Source organism: Streptosporangium oxazolinicum (genome assembly GCF_039537505.1).
Classification (GTDB): Bacteria; Actinomycetota; Actinomycetes; order Streptosporangiales; family Streptosporangiaceae; genus Streptosporangium; species Streptosporangium oxazolinicum.
In genome coordinates this window covers 42,170-64,166 of the sequence record NZ_BAABAQ010000011.1, presented here as the reverse complement: position 1 = coordinate 64,166, position 21,997 = coordinate 42,170, and the positions used below count along the sequence as shown (strand labels likewise).

Annotated in this window: 16 protein-coding genes and 1 pseudogene; 12 read left to right on the top strand and 5 right to left on the bottom strand. The window is 71.5% G+C overall.

Translation table 11 applies throughout. The features are described from left to right. Positions 1 to 142: 142 nt before the first annotated feature. Positions 143 to 1,129, top strand: a complete 987-nt coding sequence (locus ABD817_RS26550) for a COX15/CtaA family protein (RefSeq protein WP_344920873.1) — start codon at positions 143 to 145, stop codon at positions 1,127 to 1,129. A gap of 149 nt (positions 1,130 to 1,278) precedes the next feature. Continuing rightward, entirely contained in the window at positions 1,279 to 1,959 is a 681-nt protein-coding gene (locus ABD817_RS26545) for a SanA/YdcF family protein (RefSeq protein ID WP_344920872.1), read from the top strand. Between the two features lie 31 nt (positions 1,960 to 1,990). On the opposite strand, the gene ABD817_RS26540 is transcribed toward ABD817_RS26545, so the two are convergent. Further along, complete coding sequence (locus tag ABD817_RS26540) at positions 1,991 to 3,193, bottom strand: PrsW family intramembrane metalloprotease (protein WP_344920871.1); 1,203 nt, start codon at positions 3,191 to 3,193, stop codon at positions 1,991 to 1,993. Positions 3,194 to 3,559: 366 nt separating this feature from the next. Then, positions 3,560 to 4,513, bottom strand: a complete 954-nt coding sequence (locus ABD817_RS26535) for a heme o synthase (protein ID WP_344920870.1) — start codon at positions 4,511 to 4,513, stop codon at positions 3,560 to 3,562. Between the two features lie 319 nt (positions 4,514 to 4,832). Between ABD817_RS26535 and tkt the strand changes: the two genes are divergently transcribed. The 6 genes from tkt to pgl are packed head-to-tail and all read left to right on the top strand — an operon-like array spanning position 4,833 to position 13,112. Further along, positions 4,833 to 6,929: a transketolase gene (gene tkt, locus ABD817_RS26530; protein WP_344920869.1), complete on the top strand. Its 2,097-nt coding sequence runs from the start codon at positions 4,833 to 4,835 to the stop codon at positions 6,927 to 6,929. Positions 6,930 to 6,931: 2 nt separating this feature from the next. After that, positions 6,932 to 8,035, top strand: coding sequence for a transaldolase (tal, locus tag ABD817_RS26525; RefSeq protein ID WP_344920868.1), 1,104 nt, complete (start codon positions 6,932 to 6,934; stop codon positions 8,033 to 8,035). A 7-nt stretch (positions 8,036 to 8,042) separates the two neighbouring features. After that, the gene (locus ABD817_RS26520) at positions 8,043 to 9,671 is read left to right on the top strand and encodes a glucose-6-phosphate isomerase (protein ID WP_344920867.1); all 1,629 of its coding nucleotides are present in this window, start codon (positions 8,043 to 8,045) and stop codon (positions 9,669 to 9,671) included. Between the two features lie 19 nt (positions 9,672 to 9,690). Beyond that, on the top strand, positions 9,691 to 11,370 hold the full coding sequence (gene zwf, locus ABD817_RS26515; protein ID WP_344920866.1) for a glucose-6-phosphate dehydrogenase: 1,680 nt from the start codon (positions 9,691 to 9,693) through the stop codon (positions 11,368 to 11,370). Continuing rightward, complete coding sequence (locus ABD817_RS26510) at positions 11,371 to 12,282, top strand: glucose-6-phosphate dehydrogenase assembly protein OpcA (protein WP_344920865.1); 912 nt, start codon at positions 11,371 to 11,373, stop codon at positions 12,280 to 12,282. 56 nt (positions 12,283 to 12,338) lie between these two features. Further along, positions 12,339 to 13,112, top strand: coding sequence for a 6-phosphogluconolactonase (pgl, locus tag ABD817_RS26505; RefSeq protein ID WP_344920864.1), 774 nt, complete (start codon positions 12,339 to 12,341; stop codon positions 13,110 to 13,112). 49 nt (positions 13,113 to 13,161) lie between these two features. Here pgl and add read toward each other — a convergent pair whose 3' ends face one another. Next, positions 13,162 to 14,196 (bottom strand): adenosine deaminase, encoded by a 1,035-nt coding sequence (gene add, locus ABD817_RS26500; RefSeq protein WP_344920863.1) that lies wholly within the window; start codon positions 14,194 to 14,196, stop codon positions 13,162 to 13,164. Positions 14,197 to 14,396: 200 nt separating this feature from the next. Between add and ABD817_RS26495 the strand changes: the two are divergent. Further along, positions 14,397 to 14,822 (top strand): annotated as a pseudogene (locus tag ABD817_RS26495) (Clp protease N-terminal domain-containing protein); the annotation flags it as partial. Between the two features lie 301 nt (positions 14,823 to 15,123). Here the strand turns inward: ABD817_RS26495 and ABD817_RS26490 are convergent. Then, positions 15,124 to 16,155, bottom strand: a complete 1,032-nt coding sequence (locus ABD817_RS26490) for a GNAT family N-acetyltransferase (RefSeq protein WP_344920862.1) — start codon at positions 16,153 to 16,155, stop codon at positions 15,124 to 15,126. 177 nt (positions 16,156 to 16,332) lie between these two features. Here ABD817_RS26490 and ABD817_RS26485 point away from each other — a divergent pair, with 177 nt between their 5' ends. After that, positions 16,333 to 17,733: an NAD(P)/FAD-dependent oxidoreductase gene (locus tag ABD817_RS26485; protein WP_344920861.1), complete on the top strand. Its 1,401-nt coding sequence runs from the start codon at positions 16,333 to 16,335 to the stop codon at positions 17,731 to 17,733. A 125-nt stretch (positions 17,734 to 17,858) separates the two neighbouring features. Then, positions 17,859 to 19,472 (top strand): amidohydrolase, encoded by a 1,614-nt coding sequence (locus ABD817_RS26480; RefSeq protein ID WP_344920860.1) that lies wholly within the window; start codon positions 17,859 to 17,861, stop codon positions 19,470 to 19,472. Positions 19,473 to 19,702: 230 nt separating this feature from the next. Here ABD817_RS26480 and ABD817_RS26475 read toward each other — a convergent pair whose 3' ends face one another. Further along, positions 19,703 to 21,079 carry an NsdA family TPR-like regulatory protein gene (locus ABD817_RS26475; RefSeq protein WP_344920859.1) on the bottom strand — a complete coding sequence of 459 codons (1,377 nt, stop codon included), beginning with the start codon at positions 21,077 to 21,079 and terminating at the stop codon, positions 19,703 to 19,705. Between the two features lie 249 nt (positions 21,080 to 21,328). Here ABD817_RS26475 and ABD817_RS26470 point away from each other — a divergent pair, with 249 nt between their 5' ends. Continuing rightward, entirely contained in the window at positions 21,329 to 21,925 is a 597-nt protein-coding gene (locus ABD817_RS26470; RefSeq protein ID WP_344920858.1) for an ATP-binding protein, read from the top strand. The last annotated feature ends 72 nt before the right edge of the window (positions 21,926 to 21,997 follow it).

Genomic DNA, 21,997 nt, shown 5'->3' with positions numbered 1-21,997 from the left:
TCGCAGAGGTTTCCTCGGCTCACGCCCACCCCTACCCCCTGACCCGTACAGCACGCCGTCCCGGGGGGGGCACGCCCCGTACTGGCGGCCGTCCCCGGGGTCCGAGGCGGGACCGCGCACCTCGCCGCCTAGCATGTGAGCCGTGAACCACCTCCTTGACAAGGCCCGCCGGTATGCCGTGGGGCCGCCGACCTTCCTCACCCTGCGCCGCTGGGCGCTGGCGGCGGTCGTCGTCAACGTCGGGATCACGGTGACGGGCGCCGCGGTGCGGGTCAGCGGGTCGGGCCTCGGCTGCCCGACCTGGCCCCGGTGCACGCCGGAGAGCTTCGTCCCGGTGGCCCACGCCGACATCTCACCGCTGAACATGGCGATCGAGTTCGGCAACCGGTTGCTGACCTTCCTGGTGCTGGCCGTCGGCGTGGCCTGCCTGGTCGCCGCCCTGCGGCTGCCGGCTCGCCGCCCCGATCTGGTCAGGCTCGCCTGGCTGCAGCCGATCGGCGTCGCCTTCCAGGGGCTCTGGGGCGGCCTGGTCGTGCGCAGCGCGCTCAACCCGGTCACCGTGAGCGTGCACTTCCTGGTCTCCATCGGCATGATCGCCGCGGCGTACGCGCTCTACGCCCGCTCCGCCGAGGACGGGAGCGGGCGCTGGAACGAGGACTCGCGGCAGCGGGTCCACCGCCACGTCCGCACGCTCGTCCTCGCGCTCGTCGCCGCCGTGTTCGTCCTGCTCGTCGTGGGCGTGGTGGTGACCGGCACCGGGCCGCACTCCGGGGACGAGATGGCCTCCCGGTTCGGCTTCGACATCGAGACCGTGGCGAGGATCCACGCCGACGTCGCCTACGTGGTGGTCGGCCTCACCTTCGCGCTGGCGTTCGCGCTGCACATCACCGACGCGCCCGGACCCGCCCGGCGGGCCGCCTGGACGCTGCTGGGCGTGGAGGCGGCGCAGGGGGTCGTCGGATACGTCCAGTACTTCCTGGGCGTGCCCGCGGCCCTGGTCAACCTGCACGTGCTCGGCGCGACCCTGGTGTGGGTCTGCGCGCTGCGGGTGGTCTTCGCGACCGGCCCGCGCGGGCCGGGGGACGCCTCGGAGGCGGTTACCGGCGAGCTCGACGCCGTCCGCGTCTGACTGCGCCGTACACCGCCGTACACCACCCCTCGCCGTCCGCGCCCGACCCCCCGTACGCCAGCCCTGCGCCGCCCCCTGCCGCCCCGCGCCGCCCGCACGCGACGCCGCCCGCACTCGACGCGGTCCCGGTACGGCTGGACAATGATCGGATGTCGTTGTCACGCACCACCATGCGGCGCTGCTACCAGGGCGCCGTGCTGCTGAGCGTCCTGGCCATCGCCCCGATCACCTGGGCCTGGCTGACCAGCTCCGGGCACCGGGCGGTCGCCGACTCCTCCCCCGGCTGGGTGGCCGGAGTTCCCGAGGCCCCGGTGGCGCTGGTGCTCGGGGCGGGCGTCATCAGGGGCGCCCCCACCCCCATGCTGGCCAGGCGGCTGGACATCTCCGCGCAGCTCCACCGGGCGGGCAAGGTCAAGGCGATCCTGCTCTCCGGCGACAACAGCCGCGCGGAGTACGACGAGCCGACCGTGATGCGCGACTACCTGCTGGCGAGCGGCGTACCGGCCGGGGCGCTCGTCCTCGACTACGCGGGCTTCGACACCTGGGACTCGTGCGTGCGGGCCCGTACCGTGTTCGGCGCCACCAAGGTCACCGTGGTCACCCAGGTGTTCCACCTGCCCAGGGCGGTCACCCTGTGCCGTACGGCGGGCCTCGACACCTTCGGCGTGGGCGACGACTCGTCCAAGCGGTGGGTGTCCACCTACGCTCTCGCCGTCCGCGAGTTCCTCGCCTCGGCGAAGGGGCTCGTCGACTCCGTGCTCCTCGACTCGCGGCCCGTCTTCCCCGGCCCGCGCGAGACCACCCTGGAGACCGCGCTCCGGCGGGGGTGACCCCCGTCCCACGGGTGGAACGGCCTGCCCCCTACGGGTGACCGGCGGCGCCTCCCCGCGGATGGGGCGGGCCGCCGGAGGCGTGGCCCGCCGGAGCGTTCCCGGCCGCGTCCTGCGCGGGGAACTGGGCGCGAGCACCGGCCATGCACTCCAGCAGCGCCCGCTGCTCCTCGTTGAACGTGCGCTCGTCGATCACGTGGCCCCTGGCCCGCTCGTGGAGCAGGCCGAGCTCGGTCGCCGCGAGCTGGTAGTCGCTCATCGCCCGCAGGGCCCTCCTGCCGCCGTGCTTCCTGGCCCACTGCCGGGCCTGGCGGCGGCTGGGCAGGGACGAGAGCATCGCGACGTCGCCCGAGGACACCAGCCCCGTCGCCCAGTAGGCGGGCAGGTAGGTCTGGATGAGCGCGATGATGCGCTTGCGGTCGCGGAAGATGATCCAGACCAGCGCGAACAGCACGGCCATCAGCAGCAGGTAGGCGACGGCCAGGCCACCGATGCCGACGTAGGTGGCGAAACCGTTCCAGATGCCGTGCAGCAGCATCGCGCCGATCCATCCGGCGGCGATGACGAAGATCCGGCCGGGGCCCCGGCGCTGCGCCGCGTAGGCCACCGCGACACCGATCATGGAGGTGAACAGCGGGTGCGCGAACGGCGAGAGGATCCCCCGCAGCACCACGGTCACCGCCAGTCCCTGCGCGCCCAGCTCGTCGAGCGCGGCCACGTAGTAGCTGACGTTCTCGCTCATGGCGAAGCCGAGGCCGACCATGCTGGCGTAGATGATGCCGTCGGTGGGCCCGTCCAGCTCGGCGCGCTTGAACCTGAGCAGGCCCAGCAGGACCAGGCCCTTCATCGTCTCCTCGACCACCGGGGCGCCGAAGGTGGCGGTGATGTTGCGCGCGTAGTCGTAGCCCAGCTGGACGGTGTTCTCGATGTAGAGCAGGTTGAAGGAGTTGATCACCCCGGCGACCAGGACCGCCACGCCCGCGCCCCAGGCGAACGCGAAGATCAGGTTGCCGCGCGGCTCGGGCTCGATGCGGTCGAGCGCGAGCACCGCGGCCAGCAGCACCGGGACGGGCGCCAGCGCGAGGCCCAGGGCGATGAAGAAGTAGACCGGGTCGCCGTTCAGCACGTCGAAGGAGAACGACACCAGGGCGCACAGCCCCGCCAGGACGAGCCCGGCGATCAGCGTGACCGACGGGCGGTCCTTGAGCACCCAGCGGGGATCATGGCCGGCCATGTGGCCACCGTAACCGTTGGCGCCGACCCCACGGATCGAACCTGGAGATTGCCCCCCAAAGGCTGGCGCATTCCACCCTGCCGCCGGGACCCTGACGAACCCGGCGAACCCGGCTGGTCTCCGCGAATCCCGGAACCATGCCGAGTGATGGGCCGCCCGTGCGGCCGGAGCCGGAATCCGGCTCCCAGGGTCTCCCGAAGCCCACGAACCACCCTCCCCACGGCCAGGCCCTCCCCTGGCCGGTCAAGAAAACATCTTTCCCCGGGAGACGTCTCCCCCGCGGCCGGGGCGCGGAAACGGGCGCACCGGAGGAGACCGTACGCGCGAGACGGCTCGGACGGGCATCGGACAAATATCAGGCGGACATCAGACGAACATCGAGTCGATGGCGACGGCCAGGAAAAGCAGCGCCAGATAGGCGTTGGACCAGTGGAAGAAGCGCATCGGGCGCAGGTCGACACCGGTCTTGCCCGCGTTGACCCGGCCGAGGAGGCGGTGGACCTCCCACAGGCAGGCGGCGCCGAGGACGGCGGCCACCACGGGATACAGGAGGGTGGTCCCGGCGATCGGCCACAGCAGCAGCGAGCAGAGCACCGTGGCCCAGGTGTAGACGATGCTCTCCAGCACCACGCGGCGCTCGGTGGCGACCACCGGGAGCATGGGGACCTTCGCCGCCGCGTAGTCCTCCTTGTAGCGCATGGCGAGGGTCCAGGTGTGCGGCGGCGTCCAGAAGAACACCACGCCGAAGAGCACCACGGGGGCCCAGGCGAGGCCGCCGGTGACGCCCGCCCAGCCGATCAGCACCGGCATGCAGCCGGCGATGCCCCCCCACACCACGTTCTGCGGGGTCCGCCGCTTGAGGATCATCGAGTAGACGAGCACGTAGAACAGGTTCGCGGCCAGCGACAGGCCCGCGGCGAGCCAGTTCACCGTCAGGCCGAGTCCAAGGGTGGACAGCGCGCCGAGGATGATCCCGAAGATCAGCGCGTTCGTCGGCGGCACCAGGTCACGGGCGAGCGGGCGGCGCCGGGTGCGGCGCATGGCCGCGTCGATGTCACGGTCGATGTAGCAGTTCAGCGCGTTCGCGCTGCCGGCCGACAGGGTGCCGAACACCAGGGTGTTGACGGCGATCCACAGCGGCGGCAGGCCCTTGGCCGCCAGGAACATCACCGGTAGCGTCGTGATCAGCAGCAGCTCGATGATCCGCGGCTTCGTGAGGGCGACGTACGCCCTCACGACGTCGCCGAAGGAGCGCGGCGCGGCCTCGGGGGCCGTGCCCGCCTCGGGCGGGGCCGTCGATTGCTTGTCGGTGAGCACCATCTAAGGCGCTTCCAGCACGTGCGGGGTCAACGCGTAACCTCTGATTAGAGCGGATCCGTGAATGCGGGCACCAGCCAGCCTTGAGGACTCACTGTAGTTGCAGGGGGGGTCGGTCCCGGCACGGGGTGCGGAAGCGGCGCGAGGGGGCTCCCGCGAGGGAGGCGCGCACCGCCTGCGAATCCCGCGGACCCGCCCCGGGCCGACCTACGCCACGGTAGCCAGGTCGAAACCGTTAGGGTCCGGTGTGGGCGGGAAATACCAGACCGGCGCCACCATCACACGATTAGATCCGGAGATCGAGCACTTGAGCAGTGAACTCGTGCCAGCCCTCGAATGGAGCGACCTGGACCGCCGTGCGGTCGACGTCGTACGGGCCCTGGCCATGGACGCGGTAGAGAAGGCGGGATCGGGTCACCCCGGCACCGCGATGAGCCTGGCGCCGGCCGCGTACCTGCTGTTCCAGCAGGTGATGCGACACGATCCGTCAGACCCCTCGTGGGTGGGCCGTGACCGGTTCGTCCTTTCCGCGGGTCACAGCAGCCTGACCCTCTACATCCAGCTCTTCCTGTCGGGGTACGGCCTCAGCCTGGACGACCTCAAGGGGTTGCGCCAGTGGGAGAGCCTGACCCCGGCCCACCCCGAGCACGGCCACACCATCGGTGTCGAGACCACCACGGGCCCGCTCGGCCAGGGGATCGGCAACGCGGTCGGCATGGCGATGGCCGCCCGCCGCGAGCGCGGCCTGTTCGACCCGGACGCCGCGCCGGGCGCGAGCCCGTTCGACCACCACATCTGGTGCATCGCCTCCGAGGGCGACATCGAGGAGGGCATCAGCCACGAGGTGAGCTCCCTCGCGGCCCACCAGCGGCTGGGCAACCTGACCGTCGTCTTCGACAGCAACCACATCTCGATCGAGGACGACACCCAGATCGCGCTGAGCGAGGACGTCGTCGCGCGCTACGAGGCGTACGGCTGGCACACCCAGACCGTCGACTGGACCCAGACGGGCGACTACGTCGAGGACGTCGAGGCGCTGCACCAGGCGCTGGAGGCCGCCCGCGCCGAGACGGGCAGGCCGTCGTTCATCCGGCTGCGCACGATCATCGGCTGGCCCGCCCCCAACAAGAAGAACACCGGCAAGATCCACGGTTCGGCGCTGGGCGCCGACGAGGTCGCCGCGACCAAGAAGATCCTCGGCTTCGACGTCGAGAAGAGCTTCGACGTCCCCGCCGAGGTCCTGGAGCACGCCCGCGAGGTCGTCAAGCGCGGCCGGGCCGTGCGCGCCGAGTGGGACGAGCTCTACCAGAGCTGGCGCGAGGCCAACCCCGAGCGCGCCGCCGAGTTCGACCGCATCTCCGCGCGCAGGCTCCCCGACGGCTGGACCGGGGCGCTGCCGTCCTTCGAGGTCGGCTCCTCCATCGCCACCCGCAAGGCCTCCGGCGAGGTGCTCAGCGCCCTCGCGCCGGTGCTGCCCGAGCTGTGGGGCGGCTCGGCCGACCTGGCCGAGTCCAACAACACCACGATGAAGGGCGAGCCGTCCTTCGTCCCCGAGGAGTTCCAGACCAAGGCGTTCCCCGGCGGCCCCTACGGCCGCACGCTGCACTTCGGCATCCGCGAGCACGGCATGGGGGCGATCCTCAACGGCATCGCGCTGCACGGCGGCACCCGCCCGTACGGTGGCACGTTCCTGGTGTTCAGCGACTACATGCGCCCGGCCGTGCGGCTGGCGGCGCTGATGGGGCTGCCGGTCACCTACGTGTGGACGCACGACTCCATCGGTCTGGGCGAGGACGGCCCGACGCACCAGCCCGTCGAGCAGCTGTGGTCGCTGCGCGCGATCCCCGGCCTCGACGTGGTCCGCCCGGCCGACGCCAACGAGACGGCCGCCGCCTGGCGGGTCGTGCTGCAGCACAACGACCGCCCGGCCGCGCTGGCGCTGACCCGCCAGAACCTGCCGGTCTTCGAGGGCACCGGCGACGCGGAGAAGGTCGCCCGCGGCGGTTACGTCCTGCGGGACGCCTCCGACGGGCAGCCCTCGGTGATCCTGATCGGCACCGGCTCCGAGGTCGAGATCGCCCTCGGGGCCCGCGAGATCCTGGAGGCGGAGGGCATCGCCACCCGGGTCGTGTCGATGCCGTGCGTGGAGTGGTTCCAGGCCCAGGACGCGGCCTACCGGCAGACGGTGGTGCCCACCTCGGTGCGCGCCCGCGTGGCGGTGGAGGCGGGAATCTCGCTGGGCTGGCGGGAGTTCGTGGGAGATGAGGGCGTGGTGGTCGGCCTGGAGCACTTCGGTGCCTCGGCCCCCTACAAGACCCTCTACGAGCAGTTCGGCCTCACCGCCGAGCGCGTGGCCGCCGCCGCCAAGGCGAGCCTCGCCAAGACCGGAGCCGACAAGGGCGAGACGACGGGAAACTGATCATGAGTGAGATCCTGAAGAAGCTCTCCGGGCAGGGCGTCTCCATCTGGCTGGACGACATCAGCCGCGAGCGCCTGCGTACGGGCAACCTGCAGTCCCTGATCACCGACAGGCAGGTGGTCGGTGTCACCTCCAACCCGACGATCTTCGCGTCGGCGCTGAGCAAGGGCGACGCCTACGACGGCCAGCTGCACGACCTGAAGATCCGCGGTGTCGACGTCGAGGAGGCCGTGCGGGCCATCACCACGTACGACATCCGCTGGGCCGCCGACGTGCTGAGGCCGGTCTTCGACGCCAGCGGCCAGGTGGACGGCCGGGTGTCGATCGAGGTCGACCCGCGCCTGTCCAAGGACACCGACAAGACCGTCGCCGAGGCGCGCGCGCTGTGGTGGCTGGTCGACCGGCCCAACCTGTTCATCAAGATCCCCGCCACCGTCGAGGGTCTGCCCGCGATCACCCAGGCGATCTCCGAGGGCATCAGCGTCAACGTCACGCTGATCTTCTCCCTGGAGCGCTACCGCGCCGTGATGGATGCCTGGCTGACCGGCCTGGAGCAGGCCAAGGCCAACGGCCTGGACCTGGCGAACATCGAGTCGGTGGCCTCGTTCTTCGTCAGCCGCGTGGACGGCGAGATCGACAAGCGCCTGGACAAGATCGGCACTCCCGAGGCCCTGGCGCTGCGGGGCAAGGCCGCGATCGCGAACGCCCGCCTGGCCTTCGCCGCCTTCGAGGAGGTCGTCGCCTCCCCGCGCTGGCAGGCGCTGGCCGAGGCCGGGGCCCGGCCGCAGCGCCCGCTGTGGGCCTCCACCGGGACCAAGAACCCCGACTACCCCGACACCCTCTACGTCGACGAGCTGGTCACCTCCGGCACGGTCAACACGATGCCGGAGAAGACCCTCGACGCGACGGCCGACCACGGCAAGATCGCCGGTGACACGGTCCGCTCCTCCTACGAGGAGGCCTGGAACACCATGGCCGCCCTCAAGGAGGCCGGCATCGACTACGACGACGTCGTGAGCTTCCTCGAAAGGGACGGCCTGAGCAAGTTCGAGGCCTCCTGGACCGAGTTGCTGGAGACCGTCTCCTCCGAGCTGAAGAAGGCGTGAGGACCACATGTCAGTGTCCGTAACGTTCGGCGAGGACGACCTCACCGAGCAGGCCGCGGAGACCGCCGGTCAGCTCGCCTCCGAGGGGGTCCCCCAGGCGCTCGCCTCCGGCGACTCCACCCTGTGGGGCCCGGAGGCCCAGGCCGAGGCGGCGGTCCGCCTCGGCTGGCTCGACCTGCCGCTGACGAGCAGGCGGCTGCTCCCCGAGATCGGCGCGCTGGTGGAGCGGGCCCGCGCCGAGGGCCTGGACCACGTGGTCCTGGCGGGCATGGGCGGCTCCTCCCTCGCCCCCGAGGTCATCACCGCCTCCGCCGACGTGCCCCTGACCGTGCTCGACACCACCGACCCCGGCCAGGTGCGCCGCGCGCTGGAGGACCGGCTGGAGAGCACGATCCTGGTCGTCGCCAGCAAGAGCGGCGGCACGGTCGAGACCGACAGCCACCGGCGGATCTACGAGAAGGCCTTCCGCGACGCCGGGATCGACCCGGTGAGCAGGATCGTCGTCGTCACCGACCCCGGCTCCCCCCTGGAGCTGAGCGCCCGCGAGGCGGGTTACCAGGTGATCCTGGCCGACCCGAACGTGGGCGGCCGCTACAGCGCCCTGACGGCGTTCGGCCTGGTGCCCAGCGCGCTGGCGGGCGCCGACGTCGAGCGGCTGCTCGACGACGCGGCCGAGGTGGCGCCGCTGCTGTCGCGGACCGAGGGCAACCCCGGTCTCGACCTCGGTGCCGCCCTGGGCGCCGCCGCGGCGAACGGGCGCGACAAGCTCGTGATCGAGGACGGTCTGTCGGAGATCAACGGCCTGCCCGACTGGATCGAGCAGCTGGTCGCCGAGTCCACCGGCAAGTCCGGCAAGGGCATCCTGCCCGTCGTGGGCGCCGACCCGGGTGACGCCGACGACGAGTTGCTCGCCGGGATCGACACCGACGGCGCGGTGACCGTCGTCGGCCCGCTGGGCGCGCAGTTCCTCGTCTGGGAGTACGCCACGGCCGTCGCCGGTCGCGTCCTCGGCATCGACCCGTTCAACCAGCCGAACGTGGCCGAGTCCAAGGAGAACACCGCCCAGCTGCTCGACCGGGCCGAGCTGCCGGTCGGCACGCCGATCCTGGTCGACGGCCCGGTGGAGGTGTACGGCGAGTTCCCCGGCTCCGAGGACGTCAAGGACCTGTCGGACGTGTTCACCCGGCTGCTGGAGGCGATCCCCGAGCGCGGTTACCTCGCGGTGATGGCCTACCTCGACCGTGAGGCGGCCTTCGACGCCCCGTACGCCGAGGGCGCCTCGTTCGAGGAGATGACGGACGTGTGGAGCGGGGCCGACCCGGCCACGCTGCGCGGGATGCTCGCGATCCGCACCGAGCGCCCGGTCACCTTCGGCTGGGGCCCCCGTTTCCTGCACTCCACCGGCCAGTACCACAAGGGCGGCCCGCAGAACGGGGTGTTCCTGCAGATCACCGGGGCCGTCACCGACGACGTCGAGGTGCCCGGCAAGCCCTACACCCTGGGCCGCCTCCAGCTCGCCCAGGCACTGGGCGACCTGGGCGCGCTGGCCAGCCGCGGGCGTCCCGCCGTGCGGCTGCACCTGACCGACCGCGCCGCCGGGGTCGCGCGCCTGCTCGCCGCCGCACGGGAGGTCTGATGGGCCGCTGGAGGTTCGCATGAGCAAGGAGAACTCCCGGGGGAGCGCCGGGGAGAGTGTCCAGGCGGACGCCGCCGAGGGCACCACGACCACCTCGGCGACGGTCGCGGGGGAGCAGGTGACGCCCACGGTCACCACCGCCACCGCCGCGGCGACCACCGGCATCACCGAGGCCCTGATCGAGGCCAACCCGCTGCGCGACCCGCGCGACAAGCGCCTGCCGCGCGTGGCGGGGCCGTGCGTGCTGGTGCTGTTCGGCGTGACCGGCGACCTGGCCCGTAAGAAGCTGCTGCCGGCGATCTACGACCTGGCCAACCGCGGGCTGCTGCCCCCGGGCTTCTCCCTGGTCGGTTTCGCCCGCCGCGACTGGAGGGACCAGGACTTCGCGCAGCTGACCCACGACGCCGTCAAGGAGCACGCGCGGACGCCGTTCCGCGAGGAGGTCTGGAAGCAGCTGTCGGAGGGCATCTTCTTCTGCCGGGGCGAGTTCACCGACGACGGCGCCTTCGACACGCTGGCGATGATGCTCAAGGAGATCGACCAGACCCGGGGCACCGGCGGCAACTACGGCTTCTACCTGTCGGTGCCGCCGAAGTTCTTCCCGGTCGTGGTCCAGCAGCTGAAGCGGACCGACCTGGCCGACGCCCCCGCCGGGTCGTGGCGCCGGGTGGTGATCGAGAAGCCCTTCGGGCACGACCTGAAGAGCGCCCAGGAGCTCAACGCGATCACCAGCGCGGTCTTCCCGGAGAGCTCGGTGTTCCGCATCGACCACTACCTGGGCAAGGAGACCGTCCAGAACATCCTGGCGCTGCGGTTCGCCAACAACCTGTTCGAGCCGATCTGGAACCGGGGTTACGTCGACCACGTGCAGATCACGATGGCCGAGGACATCGGCATCGGCGGCCGGGCGGGTTACTACGACGGCATCGGCGCGGCCCGCGACGTGATCCAGAACCACCTGCTGCAGCTGCTCGCCCTGGTCGGCATGGAGGACCCGACGTCGTTCGGGGCCGACTCGCTGCGCAGGGAGAAGGAGAAGGTCCTCAAGGCGGTGCGGCTGCCGTCGGACCTGTCGCTGGCCACCGCGCGCGGCCGCTACGGGCCGGGCTGGCAGGGCGGCGAGCCGGTGATCGGCTACACGCAGGAGGAGGGCATCCCGCCCGACTCCATCACCGAGACGTACGCGGCCGTCAAGGTGGAGATCGCCAACCGGCGCTGGGCGGGGGTGCCGTTCTACCTGCGCACCGGCAAGCGGCTCGGCCGCCGGGTCACCGAGGTGGCCGTGGTGTTCCAGCGGGCGCCGCACCTGCCGTTCAGCAAGGACGACACCGAGATCCTGGGGCAGAACGCCCTGGTCATCCGGGTGCAGCCGGACGAGGGCATCACGGTGCGGTTCGGCTCCAAGGTGCCGGGCACCGCGATGGAGGTCAGGGACGTCTCGATGGACTTCGCCTACGGCGAGTCGTTCATGGAGTCCTCTCCCGAGGCCTACGAGCGGCTGCTGCTGGACGTGCTGATCGGCGACCCGCCGCTCTTCCCGCACCAGCGCGAGGTCGAGCTGTCGTGGAAGATCCTCGACCCGATCGAGGATTTCTGGAGCTCCCAGGGCCCGCCGGAGGAGTATCCCGCGGGCACGTGGGGGCCGGCCTCGGCCGACGAGATGATGGCCCGCGACGGGCGCGTCTGGAGGCGGCTGTAGATGACCAGCTTCATGCTCAGCGGCACGACCGCCTCGAAGATCTCCTCTCAGCTCACCCACCTGCGCCACCAGATGGGCACCCCGGCGGTCGGCATGGTGCTCACCCTCGTGGTGGTCTGCGGTGAGAGCGACCAGTACGACGCGGTCCGGGCCGCGACCGAGGCGGCCAGGGAGCATCCCTCCCGGATCCTGGTCGTCATCCCTCGCGACTCGGAGGAGCCGAACCGGCTCGACGCCGAGATCCGGTTCGGTGAGTCGACCCCGGGCGAGGTGATCCTGCTCCGCCTGTACGGGGAGCTGACCAGGCACGCCGACTCGGTGGTGAGCCCGCTGCTGCTCACCGACACCCCGGTGGTGGCCTGGTGGCCCAGCGACTGCCCCGAGGTCCCGGCCAAGGATCCGATCGGCATGCTGGCCCAGCGCCGCATCATCGACGCGCGGTCGGCGGCCGACTCGGTGAAGGCGATCACCGGCCGGGGCCGCGGTTACGTGCCCGGCGACACCGACCTGGCCTGGACCCGGCTGACGACGTGGCGGAGCCTGCTGGCCGCCGCGTTCGACCAGCCGGTGGGCAAGGTCAAGCGGGGCACCGTGGAGGCCGTGCCCGGCCATGCCAGCGCCCTGCTGCTGGCGGCCTGGCTCGGCGAGCGCCTCGGCGCGTCCGTGAAGGTCTCCGACTCCCCCGGGCCCGGCCTGACCGCCGTCAAGCTGAGCTCGGCCGACGGAGACATCACCATCACCCGGGGTGACGGCCGGATGGCCACGCTGTCGCGCCCCGGCCAGCCGGACCGCAGGGTCGCCCTGACCCGGCGCCCGACGTCGGAGCTCCTCGCCGAGGAGCTGCGGCGGCTGGATCCTGACGAGATCTACGCGTCCGCGATCCAGAAACTCGCCCGGACCCACAAGTCCTGAGCCGTGGGTGCCCCGCGGCCACGGCCGCGGGGCACTCCTTTCGAAAGAGAAATCCCGTGAGCGTTCCCACTGTGATCACCCACCGCGACGCCGACGTGCTCGCCAAGGCCGTCGCCGCCCGGGTGATCGTCCGAGCCGTCGACGCCCAGTCCGCCAAGGGCTCGGCTCACCTGGTCCTGACCGGCGGCACCCTCGGCATCACCACCCTCGCCGAGATCGCCGCCTCTCCCGCCAGGGACGCCGTCGACTGGCGCAAGGTGGACATCTGGTGGGGCGACGAGCGTTTCCTGCCGGACGGTGACGCCGAGCGCAACGAGACCGGTGCCCGCAAGGCCCTGCTCGACCACCTCGACCTCGACCCCGAGCGGGTCCACGTGATGCGCGGCCCCGACTCGGGCATGACCGCCGAGGAGTCGGCCGAGGCGTACGCCGAGGAGCTGCGCCGCGCCGCGCGCCCCGAGGACCACGGCCCGGCCCCGTCGTTCGACCTCATGATGCTGGGCATGGGCCCTGACGGCCACATCGCCTCGCTCTTCCCCGAACTGCCCGCCCTGTACGACACCCGCCCGGTGGTGGCGGTGCACGGCTCCCCCAAGCCCCCGCCCACCCGTATCTCGCTGACGCTGCCGGTCATCCAGGGCTCCCGCGAGGTGTGGGTGATCGCCGCCGGTGAGGAGAAGGCGGGAGCGGTGCGGCTGGCGCTGTCGGACTCGGGAACGATGCAGGTCCCCGCCGCCGGGGCCCGTGGCAGCCGGCGCACCCTCTTCCTCCTGGACAGGGCCGCCGCCTCCAAGATCCCCTCCTCCCTGAGCCGGATCTCCTCCCCCTGAACCTTCCCTGAGCCCGGCCCGCCTCGACCGTCGTGACCGCACCGCGCGGTCAGAGCGTCGTCCCGGAGGACTGGGCGGCGAGGGCGTCGATCTCGGCGTGGATCTCCCGCTTGCCCTCCGGGTCCATGGAGGAGGCCTCGACGGCGTTGCGGGCCAGGGTGGTGAGGGTCGCGCGGTCCAGGCCCAGGTGGTCGGCGGCGACGCGATACTCGCGGCTCAGGGTGGTGGCGAACATGGGCGGGTCGTCGCTGTTGAGGGTGACGAACAGGCCCGCCTCGATCATGCGGGGCAGGGGGTGCTCCTCGACGCGGGCGACCTGGCCGGTGCAGACGTTGGAGGTGGGGCAGACCTCCAGGGGGATCCGGGTCTCGCGCAGATGGGCGACCAGGCGGGGGTCGTGCATGCAGGAGGTGCCGTGGCCGATCCGCTCGGCGCCCAGGAGGTCGAGGGCCTCCCAGATGGTCTCGGGGCCGGTCATCTCCCCCGCGTGCGGCAGGCTGCGCAGCCCGGCGGCGGTGGCGGCGCGGAAGGCGTCCGCGAAGATGTCACGATATTTCGGGCGTTCCTGCTCGATACCAGCCAGCCCGAAACCTACCAGCGCCTGGGGAGGTTCCTGCAGCGCGTGGTCCAGGGTGACCCGGGTCCCCTCGACGCCGTACTCGCCGGGGATGTCGAACACGTACGCCATCCGCACCCCGTGCTCCTCCCGGGAGCGCCGGGCGGCCAGGTCGAGCGCCTCGGTGACCTCCCGCATCGGCATGCCCACGACGTGGTGGGCGTATGGCGTGACGGTCAGCTCGACGTAGCGGCCGTTCTGCCCGGCGAGGTCGGCGGCGAGGCCGAGCACCAGGGTCGCCACGTCCTCCGGCTCGCGGACCAGGGCGTTGACCGCCTGGTAGATCCGGGCGAAGTGCGGGAAGTCGGTGAACCTGTAGAAGGCGCGCAGCTCCTCCTCGTCCGTGGGGACGCCGCCGTCGGGGTGGCGGCGGGCGAGCTCCAGCACGGTGGGGACCGAGGCGGAGCCGATCAGGTGGACGTGGAGCTCGACCTTGGGGAGGGCGTCGATGAAGGCGTCGATCGTCATGCGGGGACCTTACGCACGCCGCCTCCGGACGCGAAAGGCATTTACGGTGAAGCTGACAGTAAAATGTGAGCTTTCACCGATCAGAGAAGAACGGCCACGATGAACGGATCGGGAATTGCCCGGGACGATGTCCTCCCGCTCACCGGCCGTCTGACGCATAGTGGGGGCAGGCACCTCGACACCCTTCACGGAGGCTTCCCGTGTTCGAGCGCTTCACCGACCGTGCCCGCCGCGTCGTGGTCCTGGCCCAGGAGGAGGCTCGCGGGCTCAGCCACGACCACATCGGCACCGAGCACATCCTGCTCGGCCTGATCCTTGAGGGGGACGGCGTCGCCAATCGCGCCCTGTGGGCCCTCGGCATCGGCGGCGAGCGCGTCAGGGACGACGTGAAGGAGATCGTCGGCACGGGCGACGAGGTCCCCGGCAGCCACATCCCGTTCACCCCGCGCGCCAAGAAGGTGCTCGAACTGTCCCTGCGCGAGGCACTCGGCCTGCACCACACCTACATCGGCACCGAGCACATTCTGCTCGGCCTGCTCCGCGAGGGCGAAGGCGTGGCCGCCCAGGTGCTGACCCGGCAGGGCGCGCGCCTGGAGGCCGTACGCGCCCAGGTGATCGGGCTGCTCGGACCGCGCGTCCCCGACCGCGCGGTGGCGGCGGAGGAGAACCTCCGCGTGATGGGAGCGATGCTCTCGGCCAGGCTGGACCGTGTCCAGGAGAGCCTCGACCGGATCGAGCGCAGACTGGACGCCCTCGGCACCTCCCGCGACGCCCCGGCCACCGACGGGGACGACGACACCGGAACGCCCCGCGCCCCGCAGTCCCCACCCCAGGGGGAACAGACCTCCTGAGGGAACGCGCGAGAGTGCGACCTTCCCGTTTCGGGATCCCTGAGCGATCTCGAAACGGGAAGGCCACGTGTTGGGGTCAGCTCGAAGACGCCGTCGCCATCGCGCCCACGGCCAGCCTGGCCTCCACCACACCGGGGTCCTCGGTGTAGTTCAGGGTCGCGCCGAGCGAGACCAGGAGCCTGCGCATGCGGACGTTGTCGGACAGCAGGGTCGCCCTCACCTCGGCGAAGCCCAGGTCGCGGGCCTGGCGGACGAGCATCCCGGCCAGGGCCGTCCCGAGCCCCCTGCCCTGCCAGCGGTCCTCGACGAGGAACGCCATCTCGGCGATGCCGGGATCGGGGGTGAACATCAGGTTGGCGAGGCCGACGACCTGGCCGTCGTACCCGGCGACGATCGACTGACCCCGGGTACGGTCGCAGAGCCGGTCGAAGACCTTCGGCGGCAGCACCGGCATCGAGGTGAAGTAGCGGAACCTGCGGGCCTCGGGCGAGCAGCGGTCGTGCAGGTCGCGTACGGCCTCGCGGTAGAGGCGGGTGAGCGGGCGGACCTCGACCTCGACGCCGTCGGAGAGCGTGATCTCGCGGTCGGCCCCGGACTGCTCGACGGGGGGCTGCGCCAGGCGTACGAAGGAGGCCGCACGGGCGGCCTCGGTCAGGGTGAACGGCAGCTCGGCCCGGCGGACCCTGATCGCGCGGCGCGGGGCCACGGGCACGGTCAGCAGGGTCGGGTCCGGAAGATCGCTCATCTCCGAACCGTAGACCCAGCGGGAGTCGTCGGCGCGCAGCAGCTCTCCCAGCAGTTCCGGCAGGCGCCAGGGCGTCATGCGCAGCCGGGAGGCGAGCAGGAGGATGCGGGTGGGCTCGTCGGTCAGTTCGTGGGCGGTGGCGGTGACGACCTGGACCCGGCGTCCCCCGGCGGCCTCCAGCGCCTCGCGCACCGCCTCGGCTCCGGCGGGGATGTCCGTGACGAACTCGTCGACCGTGCCGTCCACGTCGGTCTGCACGCTCAGGCCCAGGATGTTGCCGCCCTTGGCGGCGAGCGCGGCGGCCAGCGAGGCAAGCCGTCCGGGCCGCTCGTCAACGGTCGTACGAATCCTCAGAAACCCCATCAAATGCTCCCTCTGTCGAGGGATAGCCTTACCTGACACTGTTACGGGACTGCTACACATGAGTGAGCCCATCGTTACGTCCGGGAAGATCACTCATTACGCGGCAGTACGGCGCTTCTACAACGATTTCCGTTGGCAGCTGCACCCCTATAGACGGATATAGCAGGATATGAGGCCATGAGCACGCGTGTTCCCCTGGCTGGGGACTTCGTCAACGGGGATGTCTCCTTCTGGTACCGCTCCCTCGGCATCCCCTTGCCCGGCGCCCCCCTCGGCGGCGACCTCGACGCCGACGTGGCCGTCGTCGGCGCCGGATACACCGGCCTGTGGACCGCCTACTACCTGAAGAAGGCGAGCCCCGGCCTGCGGGTCGTCGTGCTGGAGAAGGAGTTCGCCGGGTACGGCGCCTCCGGGCGCAACGGCGGCTGGCTGGTCGGCGAGCTGGCGGGCACCCCCGAGCGCTACGCCAGGACGCACGGCGCGGACGCGGCCAGGCGGCTGCAGCGGGTGATGTTCGAGACGATCGACGAGGTCGTCACCGTCGCCGGGGACGAGGGCATCGACGCCGACATCGTCAAGGGCGGCGTCACCACCGTCGCCACCAACACCGCCCAGGACCGGCGGCTGCACCGGCTGCTCGCCCACGAGCGCCACTGGGGCTGGACCGAGGAGGACGTGCGGCTGCTCGACCCCGCCGAGCGCGAGGAGCGCCTGCGGGTGGACGGCGCGGTCAGCGCGATCTGGAGCCCGCACTGCGCCAGGATCCAGCCCGCCAAGCTGGCCCGGGGCCTGGCAGAGACCGTGCGGAACCTCGGGGTGGAGATCTTCGAGCGCACCCCGGTCACCGAGATCGCCCCGCGCGAGGCCCGCACGCCGTACGGGACGGTCCGCGCCGAATACGTCATCCGCGCCACCGAGGGCTTCACCGCCGAACTGAGGCAGTACCACCGGACGTGGCTGCCGATGAACAGCTCCATGATCGTCACCGAGCCGCTGGGCGGGCTGTGGGACGAGATCGGCTGGGAGGGCCGCGAGCTGCTCGGCGACATGGCGCACTACTACATGTACGCCCAGCGCACCGCCGACGGCCGGATCGCGTTCGGCGGGCGCGGCAAGCCCTACCTGTACGGATCCCGCGTGGACGACCGGGGCCACACCCACGAGTGGACGATCGAGGCGCTCTGGGAGCTGCTGACCGGGATGTTCCCCGCGATCAGGGCCTCGCGCGTGGCGCACGCCTGGTCCGGGGTGCTCGGCGTGCCCCGCGACTGGTGCGCCACCGTGCACGTCGACCACACCACCGGCATCGGCTGGGCGGGCGGCTACACCGGCCACGGGGTGACCACGACCAACCTCGCCGGCCGTACCCTGCGCGACCTGATCCTGCGCGAGGACACCGAGCTGGCGTCCCTGCCCTGGGTGGACCGCAAGGTACGAGGCTGGGAGGTGGAGCCGCTGCGGTGGATCGGCGTGCACACCATGTACGACCTCTACCGCCGGGCCGACGCCAGGGAGAAGGCGGGACTCGGCCGCACCTCGGTGCTGGCCCGCGTCGCCGACTCCATCACCGGACGCTGAGACCGTCGCCGTACCCCGGGAACGCCGGAAACGCTGGGAGCACGGAGAATGTCGGGAACACCGAGAACGCCAGGAACGCCGAGGAGAGCCATGACCTGCCCGCCCGACACCCGAGTGGGAAACGAGTGAACGACATCCTCTTCCGCGGCGGCAGGGTCTTCCTCGCCGCCGACGCCTTCGCCGACGCGGTGCTGGTCCGTGGCGGCCGCGTCGCCGCCGTGGGCGCGGAGTCCGACGTCGCACGGCTGGCCGCCCCCGGTCACGAGACCGTCGACCTGGACGGCGGGCTGCTGACGCCCGGGTTCACCGACGCGCACATCCACCCGGTCCTGGCGGGCCTGGAGCGGGCCAAGTGCGACCTGTCCGGGGTCTACGGCCTGCCGGAGTATCTGGGGCGGATCACCGCCTACGCCGCCTCCCACCCCGGCCACGAGTGGATCGACGGCGGCGGCTGGGACATGGCGGCCTTCCCCGGCGGCCTGCCGCACCGCTCCCAGCTGGACGTCCTCGACCGCCCGGTCTACCTGATCCAGCGCGACCACCACGCCGCCTGGGTGAACAGCCGGGCCCTGGAACTGGCCGGGATCACCCGTGACACCCCCGACCCCGCCGACGGCAGGATCGAGCGCGACGCCGACGGCACGCCGAGCGGCGTGCTGCACGAGGGCGCGATGGACCTGGTCGGCCTGCTCACCCCTCGCCCCACGGCCGGTGACCTGCACGACGCGCTGATGGAGGCCCAGGACCACCTGTTCTCCCTCGGCGTCACCGGCTGGCAGGACGCCATCGTCGGCTCCTACGCGGGCTCCGACGACCAGCTGCCCACGTACGTCTCGGCGGCGGCCTCCGGCGCGCTGCGGGCCCGGGTGGTGGGCGCGCTGTGGTGGGACCGGACGCGCGGCGCCGAGCAGATCCCCGAACTGCTGGAGCGGCGCCGCTCCGCCGAGGGCCTGGAGCGGTTCCGCGCCACCTCGGTGAAGATCATGCAGGACGGCATCGCCGAGAACTTCACCGCCGCGGTGATCGAGCCCTACTGCCGCTGCGGCGGCACCGGCCTGTCGTACGTGGACCCCTCGCTGCTGAAGGGGTACGTCGCCGAGCTGGACCGGCACGGCTTCCAGGTGCACTTCCACGCCATCGGCGAGCGGGCCGTCCGCGAGACGCTGGACAGCCTGGAGGGGACCGACCCGGCCAACCGGCACCACATCGCGCACCTGCAGATCGTCGAGCCGTCCGACGTGCCGCGCTTCGCCAGGCTCGGCGTGACCGCCAACCTGCAGCCGCTCTGGGCCACCCACCACGCCCAGATGGACGAGCTGACCCTCCCCTTCCTGGGCGAGGAGCGCTCCGCCTGGCAGTACCCGTTCGCCGACCTGCTGCGCCACGGCACCCTGTTCTGCGCGGGCAGCGACTGGCCGGTCTCCGACGCCGACCCGATCCAGGGCATGCACGTGGCCGTCAACCGCACCGAACCCGGCGGCTCGGTGCACGCGGGCTACCCGACGGCACAGACTCCGTTCCTGCCCGGCCAGAGCCTCACCCTGGCCACCGCGCTGACCGCCTACACCGCGGGCTCGGCCCGGATCAACCGCGACGACGACGCGGGAACCATCGTCCCCGGCAACCGCGCCGACCTCGTCGTCCTGGACCGCGACCCGTTCACCGAACCCGCCGCCGACATCTGGCGCACCAGGGTCGCCATGACCTTCGTCGAAGGCCGGGAGGTCTACCGTCGCTGACCCCGCGAGCCCGGTCGCCTACGGACCGCCCCGTAGCAGGCGTTCGACGTCGCGCCAGAACTTGTCGAAGGAGCTGGTAGGAGGCCTGGAGTACGGCGCTCTCGACTCCTCCCGGAGCGACCAGCTTGGAGCGCGGAACCCGGCGCGGCGTCGGAATCGGAACGGCGGCCCGGCCTCGGGGACTCGCGAATCTCCGGGTGCCGATGCGCTCCGGATCGGGGAGCACCTCCTCAGGAAGCGAGCTCACTGTCCAGGTAGGCGCGGAACTCCCTGACCTGGACGGTCGTCTCGTATGGCTCAAGGCGGTCGGAGAACTTCCTGATGCGTTCCACCGAGCGTACGGATGTCAGTGACCTGGCCATCGGAATCGCGGCCCGCGCCGACTCGACGGCCTGTTCCACCTCGCCCATGCCGATGTACGCCTCGGCGGCGTTCATTCGGTTGATCTGGGCTGAACGGGGACGCTTCTCCATGAACGCACGTATCGCCGACTCTGCGCAGTCGGCCGCCCGCTCGTACCTGCCGAGCAGTTCCCAGCAGAGCCCTATCTCCGAGCCCAGTTCCGGTTCGTCGTGCCATCCGATCCACGCCGGATCACGGTCGGTGCCTCCTTGGGCGTACACCCGTTCGGCTTCGGCGAGCAGTTCTTCGACTCGCTTCGCGTGGTGTGCGTCCCGGGTCTCGGACGGCATCGCCTGCAGGGCGGTCGCCCATGCCTCTCTGACCAACAGCAGCCCCATGACCTGGGGCGGTGCCTGCGCTCGGCGGGCCGCGTCCACCGCAGCGCGAGCGAGCCACACCGCCTGGGAGGTGTGCTCCAGGTATATCGCCTGCTGGGTCAAACTGGTCAGCACCCATACACCCGTCAACACGTCGTCACCGGCTTTCGCCAGTTTGAGCGCCTGACCGAAGTATTGCTGGGCCTGCCCATGACGACCGAGATCAAAGGCTGTCCAGCCTGCCATCTGAGTCATCGCCGCCGCTGCCGTCATCAACTCGGCCCCGACCTTGTCGTCGTACCGGCCCCGAAGCAACGGCGCCACGGCGGTGTTCAGATAGTCGACCACAGCGGGACGTACCAATCCGGCCCCGAAACGGTGATCCATCTCCCCGAACGCCTGCCGTGCCTCGACGATTCGCCGGACGTCCGACAACCCCACCGCCGCCCCGGAGCCCTGGTAGGCCGCCGAGGTGTTCGGGGCGCCGTAGCTCCACTCCGACAGCCATCCGCCCAGTGCTGCCGGGACGAACGGCAGCGCGGCCAGCACGTGTCGTCGTTCCGGATCCACGTCGCACCTCCACAGTCGTCCGGCCGCCTCGACGGTAGCCCCGAGCGACAGGTCGCTGAAGTCCGGCACCAGCCAGGCTTCCGTATCGACCGGGGCGGTGCCCTCGATCCACCGTTCGACCTCGACCGGGTCCACCCCGAACACCTCGGCCATCCGCGCCCGGTAGACCGGCCGGATCTCCTGACGTCCCCGCTCCCACCGGCTCCACGTCGTCGCCGACACCCACAGCGCCGCCGCGATCGCGTCCTGGCTCATGCCCATCCGCCGGCGGGCCCGCACCAGTTCCGGACGTCCCTCACCACCTACGCGACCACCCACGGCAACCTCCATCACCCGGAGCGATGAATCATCAACCCATTGTCAATGAGGGCGGCTCGCGCGGCTCGCCCGCCGACGGAAACGACCAGGAAACGACCAGCCGACAGAATGATCCTCGCGGGGTACGGCGGCGACGCCCCGCTCCCGTGTCCCGCACGGAGCTTCGCAATGCCCGCACCCGAACCTGGCCGCCGCCCCTCCTGTGGCGTTTCCTGCTGGAACAGTCACCGAAAGCGACGGAGTGAGCACATGCGGTCAACCTTCCACGGCCCGGTGGACCCACCGGACGTCCCCCGCGAGGGGATCACCGTCACCAGCGTGGGAGCCCCGGAGGAGGCCCTCGGCGAGGTCGGCCTGCTGGTGGCCGTCCTGCGTCCGGGTTCGGCCTCCCGCCGGGCCCGCGCCGTCGTGCGCGAGGTGCTGACGGCCGAGGGCCTGCCCGGCGACGACGTCGCCGACGCCGAGGCGGTCGCGGCCGAGCTGGCCGCCAACTGCGAGCGGCACGCCCGTCCGCCGTACGAGATCCGCGTCTTCAGCCTGGCGGGGGTCCCCGCGTGGTGCGAGCTCGTCGACGGTGACCCCGACCTGGGCTGGATTCCCGCGGTCCTCGACACCTCCCGTCCGCAGGTCACGCCGGACCCGCTCGCGGAGCACGGCCGTGGCCTGCCGCTGGTCCGGGAGCTCTCCCGGGGGCACTGCCGCGCCTACCCCACGACGACCTTCACCACCGACGCACCGGCCAAGGCCGTCGCCTTCGCCCTCCCCACCCGCTGGGGCACCCGTCTGACCTGCCCGCCTCTGCCGCACCTGGGCCGCCGCTCGGCCCGTCTCCTCCGGGAGCCGTGACCGTCCGGAACCGCTCCGGGCGGGAATCGCTGTCGGCGATCTTATGGTGGGAGACGAACGCGATCCGAGGAG

Coding starts and splice junctions, on each gene's coding strand:
- ABD817_RS26545 (WP_344920872.1), top strand. CDS start 1,279: ATGTCGTTGTCACGCACCACCATGCGGCGCTGCTACCAGGGCGCCGTG.
- ABD817_RS26540 (WP_344920871.1), bottom strand. CDS start 3,193: ATGGCCGGCCATGATCCCCGCTGGGTGCTCAAGGACCGCCCGTCGGTC.
- ABD817_RS26535 (WP_344920870.1), bottom strand. CDS start 4,513: ATGGTGCTCACCGACAAGCAATCGACGGCCCCGCCCGAGGCGGGCACG.
- tal (WP_344920868.1), top strand. CDS start 6,932: ATGAGTGAGATCCTGAAGAAGCTCTCCGGGCAGGGCGTCTCCATCTGG.
- ABD817_RS26520 (WP_344920867.1), top strand. CDS start 8,043: ATGTCAGTGTCCGTAACGTTCGGCGAGGACGACCTCACCGAGCAGGCC.
- zwf (WP_344920866.1), top strand. CDS start 9,691: ATGAGCAAGGAGAACTCCCGGGGGAGCGCCGGGGAGAGTGTCCAGGCG.
- ABD817_RS26510 (WP_344920865.1), top strand. CDS start 11,371: ATGACCAGCTTCATGCTCAGCGGCACGACCGCCTCGAAGATCTCCTCT.
- add (WP_344920863.1), bottom strand. CDS start 14,196: ATGACGATCGACGCCTTCATCGACGCCCTCCCCAAGGTCGAGCTCCAC.
- ABD817_RS26490 (WP_344920862.1), bottom strand. CDS start 16,155: ATGGGGTTTCTGAGGATTCGTACGACCGTTGACGAGCGGCCCGGACGG.
- ABD817_RS26485 (WP_344920861.1), top strand. CDS start 16,333: ATGAGCACGCGTGTTCCCCTGGCTGGGGACTTCGTCAACGGGGATGTC.
- ABD817_RS26470 (WP_344920858.1), top strand. CDS start 21,329: ATGCGGTCAACCTTCCACGGCCCGGTGGACCCACCGGACGTCCCCCGC.